Source organism: Streptomyces sp. NPDC059853 (genome assembly GCF_042731495.1).
GTDB lineage: Bacteria > Actinomycetota > Actinomycetes > Streptomycetales > Streptomycetaceae > Streptomyces.
In genome coordinates, this window is sequence record NZ_JBHWJL010000083.1 from 8,762 (window position 1) to 18,838 (window position 10,077).

The following is a 10,077-nucleotide window of genomic DNA, read 5'->3' on the forward strand; positions in this document are numbered from 1 at the left end:
TCCGGGGTTCGAGTCCCTGGCGGCGCACCGACACGGAAGGCCCCTCGCAGCGGCGAGGGGCCTTTTCCGTACCCTCCACCGCCCCCGCTCCCCCACCTCACTCCTTGACGATCTTGAGATTCCAGCCGCCCGAGGGCGTGCGGTCGCCCACCTCCACGCGGATCCCCCGCTCCGCGTCGTGGTAGCTCTCCCCGGTGTCCAGCGGCGCGTCCGCCAGCCTCGGGTGCACCGACCGGCCGGCGCACGCCTCGGTGCCCGGGTGGCCGTCGATGACCCGCACGGGCCCCTCGGCGGAGGCGATGTCGCTGCGCACCGTGTAGAGGAGGACGCCTTCGGTGCAGGCCCGGCGGTCGTTGCCGTCCCGGGTGCGGGCCTCGGCGACCAGGACCTCGGTGCGGCCGGTGCGGACGACGGCGATGCGGGTGTCGGCGGCCGGGTGGGCGGTGTCGAGGGGCGCGGTGAGCGGCTGGAGGGTGTGCCGGGTGGTGCCGGGGGTGCGGACGCAGTCGGCGTGCTCGGCGCCGAGCCAGCCGAGCTTCCACTTGTGCCAGCCGAAGGGCTCGGGGGCGAGTCCGAACTGGCTGCCCATGAGATCCCAGTCACCCACATGGGTGTCCCAGTCCCCGGTGTCGCCACTCGGGCGGTTGTACAGGTCGGGCAGGTCGAAGACGTGTCCGGTCTCGTGGGCGAGGACGTTGCGGTCCGGCGGGCGCTGCTCGAAGAGGGTGACGACCCGGTTGATCTCGCTGCCGGCGACCTTCAGCGGCTCGTGGAAGTTCACGACCTTGGTGGCGTCGGAGTCCACGCCGGGCGCGTCGGGGTCGGCGACCAGGTAGATGACGTCGTAGGCGCCGGGGTCGGCGAGCGGGGCGAGCGCGGTGAAGGCGTCGCGCAGGTAGGTGGTGCGGGCACCGGCGTCCCAGTCGCGCTGTATGGCGTAGTGGGTGGACGGGAGGGGCAGTTCCGTCCACCGGGGCACCACCTCCACCGCCAGTTCGAATCGGCCGTAGGAGGCGCGGTCGAAGAAGTCGGTGGTGGCGGGGAAGTAGTCGGCGGCGATGACGTCCGGGTCGGGGAGGTCGCCGGAGTCCGGGAAGGAGAGGAAGAGCATCACCGCGTCGAGGGTGCCCAGCGGCTGCGGATAGGCGGTGTTCCAGGTGTCGAGGCCCTCGGAGTGGTGGACGGCGGAGCGCTCCAGGCCGCAGAGGTCGTCGGCGAACGCGGTGGGGCCGGGCCCGGCGGTGAGGGTGCTTCCCATGAGGGCGGCCAGCACCGTGAGGACCGCGGCGGGCCTGCGGAGGGTGCTCCGGAACACGTCGGCCTCCCACCGGGTCTTCGGGGACGGGAAGGTGCCCTGACCACTCTGGTCACTTCTGTCCCGTTCCTTCCCGTTGAGTTGGGCCGGCTGGAGTAAGGGCAGTACGATTACCCTGCGTATATATCTTTCGGGATCGATCGCTCCTTCGCCCCGCTCGCGCAGATTCGGTCAGCCCGTCGAAAACGCGTGCGGGGTGGAGGTGTCAGGGTTCGAGACAGGCCCGGGCGGAGCTGGCTCCGCCCATGGATCAGCCTCTATGATCGGCACATTTCCAGCGGATTCCCCCCGCCGACGGCCCAGGAGCGATCGGTGAACGGACCCATCCCAGGACCGGGTGACCCCTCGGGCGGCACCCAGGATTCACCCCGGCCACCTGTCACGGAACGTGATGTCCAGGCTGCTGACCGGGCCGGTCACCTGGCGGACTACCGGGCCGCGTTCCGGATCGCCACCCTGCCGATGGCACTGATCGATCCGGGCGGCCGGATCGGCGCCGCCAACACCGCGCTGGAAACCCTCCTCGGGTACGCGCCCGGCGCCCTGGCCGGCCTCCCAGCCGACGCCGCCACCGGCCTCGACCTCGGCCTGGACGGCGACATCCGGGGCCCGTACCAGGCGGTCCTGAGCGGCAGGCGCGAACAGCTGCGCTGCACCCGCCGGCTCAAACACGCCGACGGGCACGCCGTCTGGGCGGAGGTCACCGTACGGCCCACCGGCCAGGGCGACGGAGCGCTGCTGTCGGTGCTGGACGTCAGCGAACGGCGCGAGCTGCGCGAGAAGCTGTGGCACCTCCAGATGCACGACCCCGTCACCCGGCTGCCCAACCGCTCGCTCTTCGTGGAACGGCTCACCGCCGCCCTGGGCGACTCCGCGACCGGCCGGATCGGCCTGTGCTACCTCGACCTGGACGGCTTCAAGGCCATCAACGACACCCACGGCCACCGGGTCGGCGACGAACTGCTGGCCGCCGCCGCCCAGCGGCTGACCCACTGCACGGCGGGCGCGACCGGCTCGGGACCCCTGGTGGCACGGCTCGGCGGCGACGAGTTCGCCGTCCTGGTGGACAGCTCCGCCGGGACCGACCAGCTCACCCGGCTCGCCGAGGCGATGCTGACCGCGCTCCAGCGGCCGTTCGACGTGGCCGGGCAGCGGCTGTCGGTCTCCGCGAGCATCGGCGTGGTGGAACGCGAGTGCGCGGGTCTCACCGCCACCTCCCTCATGCAGGCCGCCGACACCACCCTGTACTGGGCCAAGGCCGACGGAAAGGCCCGCTGGACGCTGTTCGACCCGGAGCGCAACGCGCACCGCATGACCCGCCAGTCGCTCACCGCCACCCTGCGGCCGGCCATCGAACGCGGCGAGTTCGTCCTGGAGTACCAGCCGATCGTCTCCCTCGCCGATGACACCCTGCGCGGCGTCGAGGCGCTGGTGCGCTGGCAGCACCCGCGGTTCGGCCGGCTCACCCCGGACCGGTTCATCGGGCTCGCCGAGGAGAACGGCGCGATCGTCCCGCTCGGCCGCTGGGTGCTCACCGAGGCCGTCCGGCAGGCCCGCGCCTGGCAGCTCGCCCACCAGCTCCGCCCGGCCGGCACGGCGGGCGCGGGCCCGCCGCCCTTCGTCAGCGTGAACGTGGCGGTGCGGCAGATGTGGGACTCGGACGTCGTCGCGGACGTCACCCGCGTGCTCGCCGAGATCGGGCTGCCCGCCGGACTCCTCCAGCTGGAACTCACCGAATCCGCCGTCATGGGCCCCGCCGGGCGCCCCCTCCAGGCGCTCCAGGAACTGTCCGAGATGGGGGTACGGATCGCCATCGACGACTTCGGGACCGGCTACTCCAACCTCGCCTACCTCTCCCAGCTGCCGGTGCGCGCCCTCAAACTGGACGGCACCTTCGTCAAGGGCTTCCGCACCGCCCGCCACCTCAACCCGGCGGACGAGACGATCGTGACCGCCCTCGTGGACCTCGCCCACAAGCTGGGCCTGACCGTCACCGCCGAATGCGTCGAGGGCCAGGCGCAGGCGGACCGGCTGCGGCGCATCGGCTGCGACACCGGACAGGGCTGGCTGTACGCGAAGCCGCTGCCGCCCGAGCAGATCACCGCCATGATCCACGGCGTGGCCGGATGCGGCGGGGGCCGGGGCGGGGCCGGGGGTGGCACCGGCGGCGGGGACGGCAGCGGCGGCCGGGGGTAGCGGGGCCGCACGGAGGGCGGGGGCACGGAGGTACCGAGGTACGGCGCGGAGGCGGCGACCGGTCGGCCACCCGCCGAGGGAACGGGGGCACGGGGGGCACGGGACCGGCGCCGGGCCGGCCGGGACAGAGACCGGCACCCGGCGGGCCGGGGCCGACCGGGGCAGAGCGCAAGGACTGAGCGCCCGGGCCAGGGCGGCCGGGGCGTGCGGGGCGTGCGGGGCGTGCGGGGCGAGGACCGGGCCCGGGCCCCCACCCGGTCGGGCAGGGGCGGCACGCGGAAGCCCGGGCTCCGGATCAGCCCCGGTCGAAGAGCGCGCCCAGCGCCGGGGCCCGCACCGTACGGCCGAGCAGCCGCAGCCCCTCCCAGGCCGTCACCTGGTTCGCGGTGAGCACCGGCTTGCCGAGCGTCTCCTCGATCTCCGCCACCCACGCCGCCGTGTGCAGCGCCGTGTCCGGCAGCAGCACCGCCTGCGCCGCCGGATCGTCGCCCTCGCGGGCGATCCGCAGCACGTCCTCACGCCCCCAGGTGCCGACCTCAGCCGCCGTGATGATGCCGCTCCCCCGGGTGCCCACCACCTCGGCACCCGCCGCCTTCAGGAACTCGGCGAACAGACCGGCCACATCGTCCGGGTAGGTCGCCGCGATCGCCACCCGGCTCAGCTCCAGCTCCCGTACCGCGTGCGCGAAGGCGAAGGACGTACTGGACGCCGGGAGGCCCGCCGCCTCCGACAACGCCGTGACCTGCTGGCCCGCGCCCTCCCAGCCGTAGACGAAGCTGGCGCTGGTGCAGGCCCACACCACCGCTTGCGCGCCCGCCGCCTTCAGCTGCCCGACCCCGGCGGCCAGCCGGTGCACCGCGCCCATCTCCAGCAGCGCGTCGACCCGGTGGGCGTCCGTCCCCATGTCGGTGTGGACGAGCGGGAGCCGCACCCCGGCGGCCCGGGGGTCGCCGCCGTCGCGCAGCAGGGCCTCCAGCCGGGGATAGTCGTCCTCCGCCGAGTAGCCGGGGTACAGGAATCCGACGGTGGCCTCCGCCGTGTCGGCGTGGTCCGCGGTGGCCGGGGTCTCGGTGCGGCTCGTGCTGTCGCCCATCTGGCGTTCGCTCCCTGCTCGTGCTGGTGCTCGTGCTCGTGCCTGTACGCGTCGCGCGCGTGCGTGCGCGCCTGCGGGACCGTGCTCGTACCCGTCCCGCAGCCGGTGCCCGTACGGTCGTCCTCGCACGGGTCCGTCCTCCCGCCGGTTCCGGCCCCACCGGCGGAGCGTGCGGCGGGCCCGGGCCCGCCGCACGCCGTCAGCCGGCCTGGCGGCCGCCGCCCAGATCCTCCGGGAACACCGGCCCCACGCCCCCGCCCTCCACCAGCGGGCTCTCCTCACCGGCCGGCGCCGTGGCCGCGTACGGTTCGGGCGCCGGGGCGGCCGGCAGGGGCGGCAGTGCGGACAGCGACTCCAGCGAGGCGCGCGCCGCCGGATCCAGCAGCGCCTGGTAGGGGCCCACCGCCTCCTTGCCGATCATCCGCAGCGCCTTCCAGACAGTCACCTGGTTCGCCGACAGCACCGGGATCCGCAGCTCGGCCTCCAGCTGCGGGATGACGTCGTAGGTGGCGAGGTTGGTGCAGCTGATGAACAGCGCGTCCGGCGCGTCGGCGGCCGTCGCCTCCCGCGCCATGGTCACCACGTCGCGGTAGCCGACCCGCCAGATCTCCCGGGTCAGCCCCAGATAGCTGCGCCCGATCACCTCGACCCCGGCCGCGTGCACGAACTCCTCCAGCGAGTCCGTGACCGAGCGGGTGTAGGGCGTGATCACCGCCAGCCGGCTCACGTCCAGCTCGCGCAGCGCTTCCAGCAGCGCCCCGGAGGTGGTCATCGCCGGGGCCTCACCCGCCTGCGTCATCGCGGTGGTCATCGACATCTCGCCCGCCACACCGCCGACGAAACTGCCGGAGGTGCAGGCGTACGCGATGACCTCGGGCGACACGGCGGACAGGGCGCGCACCGCCTCCCGCAGCGTCTCGTGCTCGGAGACCATCCGGGCGAGATCGAGACTGACCTCCACCGGGACGAACGGAGTCCGGGTCACATGCAGGGAAATATCGTCGGGCACCCACCGCCACAGTTCACGGTCGAGCGCGAAGTCGAACGGCGCCACGACTCCGATCCCGCGCTGCGGCCGCGGGCCGCCGAGGAAGGAGACATCCATTTCACACCCCAATTCATACGCAGGGGCGGCGCAGAAGCAGTTCTGGCCGGACGCTGACACAGACAAGAACGCACACCCGGTCGGTTAATCCGCCGGGCCGGACGCCGGTGCCGATGCCTTCGTTGACGAAGGTAGTTTCTTCTCCCTACCGTGGTCAATCCTTGGCCGCGGCTGCTGTGGCGCCACGTTCTCCACTCAAACACCCCCTCGTTTCGAAACGGTTTCGCCGGATGCCCGAATCCTGTGTCCTGGTCCTCGACGCCGACCCCCTCCCCCGCCTCGACCGGCTCGCCGGACGCGCGCGCGTCCTGCACGCCGACGGCGCGGCAGCACTGGCCCGGCAGCTGCCGGAGGCCGATGTGCTGCTGGTGTGGGACTTCACCTCCGACGCGGTGCGGGAGGCGTGGCCGGGCACCGGGGCGCGGCCCCGCTGGGTGCACACCGCGAGCGCCGGCGTGGACCGGCTGCTCTTTCCCGAACTGTTGTCCGCACCGACGATCGTCACGAATGCGCGGGGCGTCTTCGACCAGCCGATCGCCGAATATGTGGCGGGTCTGGTTCTGGCCATGGCAAAGGATTTCCACGGCAGCTGGAAATTCCAGCAGGAACGCCGCTGGCGGCACCGGGAGACATTCAAAGTGCACGGCAGCCGCGCGGTGGTCGTCGGATCAGGCCCGATCGGCCGGAAAATCGGCTCCCTGCTGCTGGCACTCGGTGTCGAGGTCACGCTGACCGGCCGCCGCGAACGCACCGGCGACCCCGTATTCGGCCGGATCCCGGCGGCCGGCGACCTGCCCGCGCTGCTGCCGGAGGCCGACTGGGTGGTGTGCGCCGCGCCGCTCACCGAGGAGACCCGGGGCCTGTTCGACGCGGAGGCCTTCGCCCGGATGAAGCCCACCGCGCACTTCATCAACATCGGGCGCGGCGGCCATGTGGTCGAGCCGGACCTGGCGGCGGCCCTGCACGCGGGCGCGCTCGCGGGCGCGGCCCTCGACGTCTTCGCCACCGAGCCGCTGCCCGGCACCAGCCCGCTGTGGGACGCGCCCGGGCTGATCGTCTCGCCGCACATGAGCGGGGACACCTTCGGCTGGCGGGACGACCTCGCGGAGCAGTTCCTCGACAACTTCGACCGCTGGTGGGCGGGCGAACCGCTGTTCAACGTGGTCGACAAACAGCTGGGCTACGTGTCCGGCGAAGGGGAGGCGGCATGACGGCGACGGACGGCGACACCACCGGGCGGGCCCGGCCCCCGGCGGCGGCAGAACTCACCGGCCTCACCGCCACCGAACTGACGGCGGCCTACGCCTCGGGCGAGCTGTCCCCCGTCGCGGTGACACAGGCGGTCCTGGAACGGTCCGAGGCCGTACAGCACGAGCTGAACGCGTTCGTCCTGCTGGACCACGACGGCGCCCTGGAACAGGCACGGGCCGCGGAACAGCGCTGGCACAACGGCACCCCGGCCGGGCCGGTGGACGGCGTACCGGTCACCGTGAAGGACATCCTCCTGATGCGCGGCCACCCCACACTGCGCGGCTCGGCGGCGCTGTCCGCGGCCGGCGACTGGCCCGAGGACGCGCCGGCCGTCGCCCGGCTGCGCACGGCGGGGGCGGTGTTCACCGGGAAAACCACCACCCCCGAATTCGGCTGGAAGGGTGTCACCGACTCCCCGCGACACGGCGCGACCGGCAACCCGTACGCCCCCGAGCGCACCTCCGGCGGCTCCAGCGGCGGCAGCGCGGCGGCCGTGCGATCGGGGGCGGGACCGCTGAGCCTGGGCACGGACGGCGGCGGCTCGGTGCGCATCCCGGCCTCGTTCTGCGGCGTCTTCGGGCTCAAGCCCACCTACGGCCGGGTGGCGATCTTCCCGGCCAGCGCGTTCGGCACCCTCGCGCACGTCGGCCCGCTCACCCGCGACGCGCGGGACGCGGCGCTGCTCATGGACGTGATCGCCCGGCCCGACCCGCGCGACTGGTCCAGCCTCCCCGCCACCGGCGGGGCGCACGGCTTCCGCACGGCGGTCGCCGAGGCCGAGGACACGGTGCGCGGCCTGCGCGTGGCGTACTCCCCGCAGCTCGGCTTCCCCGGGGTCCCGGTGGAGCCGGCCATCGCGGCGGCGGTACGGCGGGTGGCGGACCGGCTCGCGGACCTCGGCGCGGTGGTGGAGGAGACCGACCCGCCGCTGCCGCCGCTGGAACAACTGCGGGAGGCGTTCCAGGTGCTGTGGTTCGCGGGCGCGGCCCGGGTGACCGAGCCGTTCGACGAACGGCACCGGGCCCTCCTCGACCCGGGCCTGCGGGAGATCTGCGGGCAGGGCGCGCGGTACGGGTCGCTGGACTACCTGGCGGCGGTGGATGTGCGGATGGCCGCCGGGCGGTCGATGGGCATCTTCCACGAGGCGTACGACCTGCTGCTGACGCCGACGATGCCGATCGCGCCGTTCGCGGCGGGCGTCGAGGTACCGGCGGACTCCGGTATGACGCGGTGGACGGAGTGGACGCCGTTCACGTACCCGTTCAACATGACGCAGCAGCCCGCCGCGTCCGTGCCGTGCGGCCTGGACACGGACGGGCTGCCGATCGGCGCACAGCTGGTCGCGGCGCGGCACGCGGACGAACTGGTGCTGGCCGTCGCCCACGCGCTGGACGCCTGCGGCGCCACCCGGATCGAGGGCCCCTACGCGCGCCGGAAGGTGAGCGACTCCCCGATCGCGCCGGCCCGCCAGAGGTCCTGACAGGCGTCGGCCATCCGGTCCAGCCCTTCGACGACGGTCCCCCACACGATCCCGGGCACCCAGCCGGCGTCACCGTTGATGAGGAGGTTGTTGCGCTCGTAGAAGAGCGCGAGATCCACGACGGTCGCCTTGCCCTGGTGGGCGGCGTGGGTCTCGTACCCGTAGGACTTCGTGCCGAGTTGGGTGTCGGAGAAGGTGAAGTAACACAGGTCGCCCGGGATCGGGGTGATGGTCGGGTTCTCCAGCGGCGGCTCCTCGGGGGCGAAGGGCGGCACCAGGGTGTAGATCTCGTTGCGGGCGTACTTGGCGTGATAGACGTCACCGCCCAACGGCAGCGCGTCCCAGACGGCATGACAGGTGATGGGCGCCCGGTCAGTGAGCAGCCTGGCGGTGCAGCTGACCCCGCGCTTGTCCAGCGAGACGGTAATGAACCGCTCCGGGTCCGACATGGGACATCCCTCCTGATCCGCACGATGTTCCTGCTGCTGGCATGGTGGCACACCGGAGCCTGTCGGCAGCGGAACGTATCCTGACCCCGGGAGCGTCCGAGCGGCGGGGAGCGAGCGCGGAGCACGCGGGAGTACACGGGGAGGGGAACGACGTGGAAGACGCGGATGGTTACTGGCACACGTACAGCGGCAGCAGCGCCACGGAAGCGCAGTTGCAGGCCATGTCCCACCAGGAGCTGGAGGCGCTGCTCAGGGGAGCGAACCCGCAGGCGCTGATGCAGCGCGGGGAGGCGCTGGAGTCGGCGGCGGAAGTGGTGGGCTGGCTCGGCGAGGAAATCAGGGCCAGGGCCGAGGAACTGGAGTGGGAAGGACAGGCGGCCGAGGAATTCCGTTCCTGGATCCGGGAGTTGTCCCGCGAGTCCGCCACGCTCCAGACATACGTGACATTCGTCGCCACGGCGATCAGCAGAGCGGGCGAAGCCCTCCAGCAAGCAAAGAGCGAGATGCCTCCGGCGCCTCCCATGGAGCTGCCGCCCTCGCTCCGGGAGCAGGTCACGCTTGCGGGCAGCGCGGAACAACCGACCTTGGCCGAAACGGAGACCACCCGCCAGGAGGCGGTGGCGGCCATCCGCCGGCTGTCGTCCGTGTACGAGCTGTCGGCACGGACGATCCAGGACGCGCCGGAGCCGCAGTTCCGGGGAGGGTTGGAGCGCGGACCCTTTCCCGTGGTCGAGGCTCCTGCTTCACCCGGCGATCCGTACAACCGCACGCCGACAGGTCAGGCCCCACCGCCGCAGCGTGCGGAAGCTGGCCGAGAGACCGGTGAAGCCCCTCCCTGGCCCGGTGTTCCTGCAGCGCACGCGTCCCTGGGCCAGGGTGCAGTTGTAGGCCCCGACATGGGCGCAATTGTTGATGGTGGTGTGGGGACGTCGTTGGATTCGGTGGGGACGTTGCCGAACAGTGTGTCTCCGTCTGCGCCGCCGCCTGCGGTGGTGGAGCGGCCGGTGGTGCCGGGTGGTGGTGGTCCGGTGCAGCAGCCGGTCACGGGGCCTGTTCCGGGCTGGCCCGCGCCCGGGAATCCCGGCCCCGGTCGGGGACCGGGCCGTGGCGGGGGCGGGGGTCAGGTTCCGCCCGTGCGGGGCCCGGTCCTGCGCCCCGGCGACACGCCCGCCGGTGCGGGTCGTGGGC

General features: G+C 73.1%; 8 protein-coding genes and 1 tRNA gene (1 of these 9 running past the window's edge). 5 read left to right on the forward strand and 4 right to left on the reverse strand.

All coding sequences use genetic code 11. The features are described 5' to 3' along the window. A tRNA-Lys gene (locus ACFV5N_RS12015) sits at window positions 1-27 on the forward strand (it extends 147 nt beyond the left edge of the window). A gap of 70 nt (window positions 28-97) precedes the next feature. Here ACFV5N_RS12015 and ACFV5N_RS12020 read toward each other — a convergent pair. After that, entirely contained in the window at window positions 98-1,315 is a 1,218-nt protein-coding gene (locus ACFV5N_RS12020; protein WP_385597577.1) for a M6 family metalloprotease domain-containing protein, read from the reverse strand. A gap of 312 nt (window positions 1,316-1,627) precedes the next feature. Between ACFV5N_RS12020 and ACFV5N_RS12025 the strand changes: the two genes are divergently transcribed. Further along, on the forward strand, window positions 1,628-3,511 hold the full coding sequence (locus tag ACFV5N_RS12025; RefSeq protein WP_385597580.1) for a putative bifunctional diguanylate cyclase/phosphodiesterase: 1,884 nt from the start codon (window positions 1,628-1,630) through the stop codon (window positions 3,509-3,511). A gap of 295 nt (window positions 3,512-3,806) precedes the next feature. Here ACFV5N_RS12025 and ACFV5N_RS12030 read toward each other — a convergent pair whose 3' ends face one another. Both ACFV5N_RS12030 and ACFV5N_RS12035 read right to left on the reverse strand, forming a co-directional pair. Then, on the reverse strand, window positions 3,807-4,604 hold the full coding sequence (locus ACFV5N_RS12030) for a decarboxylase (protein ID WP_385597583.1): 798 nt from the start codon (window positions 4,602-4,604) through the stop codon (window positions 3,807-3,809). A 199-nt stretch (window positions 4,605-4,803) separates the two neighbouring features. Then, window positions 4,804-5,709, reverse strand: coding sequence for a decarboxylase (locus ACFV5N_RS12035; protein WP_385597586.1), 906 nt, complete (start codon window positions 5,707-5,709; stop codon window positions 4,804-4,806). Window positions 5,710-5,939: 230 nt separating this feature from the next. Here ACFV5N_RS12035 and ACFV5N_RS12040 point away from each other — a divergent pair, with 230 nt between their 5' ends. Continuing rightward, window positions 5,940-6,920, forward strand: a complete 981-nt coding sequence (locus tag ACFV5N_RS12040) for a D-2-hydroxyacid dehydrogenase (RefSeq protein ID WP_385597589.1) — start codon at window positions 5,940-5,942, stop codon at window positions 6,918-6,920. Continuing rightward, entirely contained in the window at window positions 6,917-8,440 is a 1,524-nt protein-coding gene (locus ACFV5N_RS12045; protein WP_385597591.1) for an amidase, read from the forward strand. The genes ACFV5N_RS12040 and ACFV5N_RS12045 overlap by 4 nt, the downstream gene beginning before the upstream one ends. Here the strand turns inward: ACFV5N_RS12045 and ACFV5N_RS12050 are convergent. After that, window positions 8,383-8,889 (reverse strand): DUF3830 family protein, encoded by a 507-nt coding sequence (locus ACFV5N_RS12050; RefSeq protein ID WP_385597594.1) that lies wholly within the window; start codon window positions 8,887-8,889, stop codon window positions 8,383-8,385. The two genes, ACFV5N_RS12045 and ACFV5N_RS12050, sit on opposite strands and share 58 nt — an antisense overlap. Window positions 8,890-9,041: 152 nt before the next feature. On the opposite strand from ACFV5N_RS12050, the gene ACFV5N_RS12055 reads away from it, so the two are divergent. After that, window positions 9,042-10,077: WXG100 family type VII secretion target (locus tag ACFV5N_RS12055; RefSeq protein ID WP_385597596.1), on the forward strand; the 1,036-nt coding region annotated here is incomplete at its 3' end.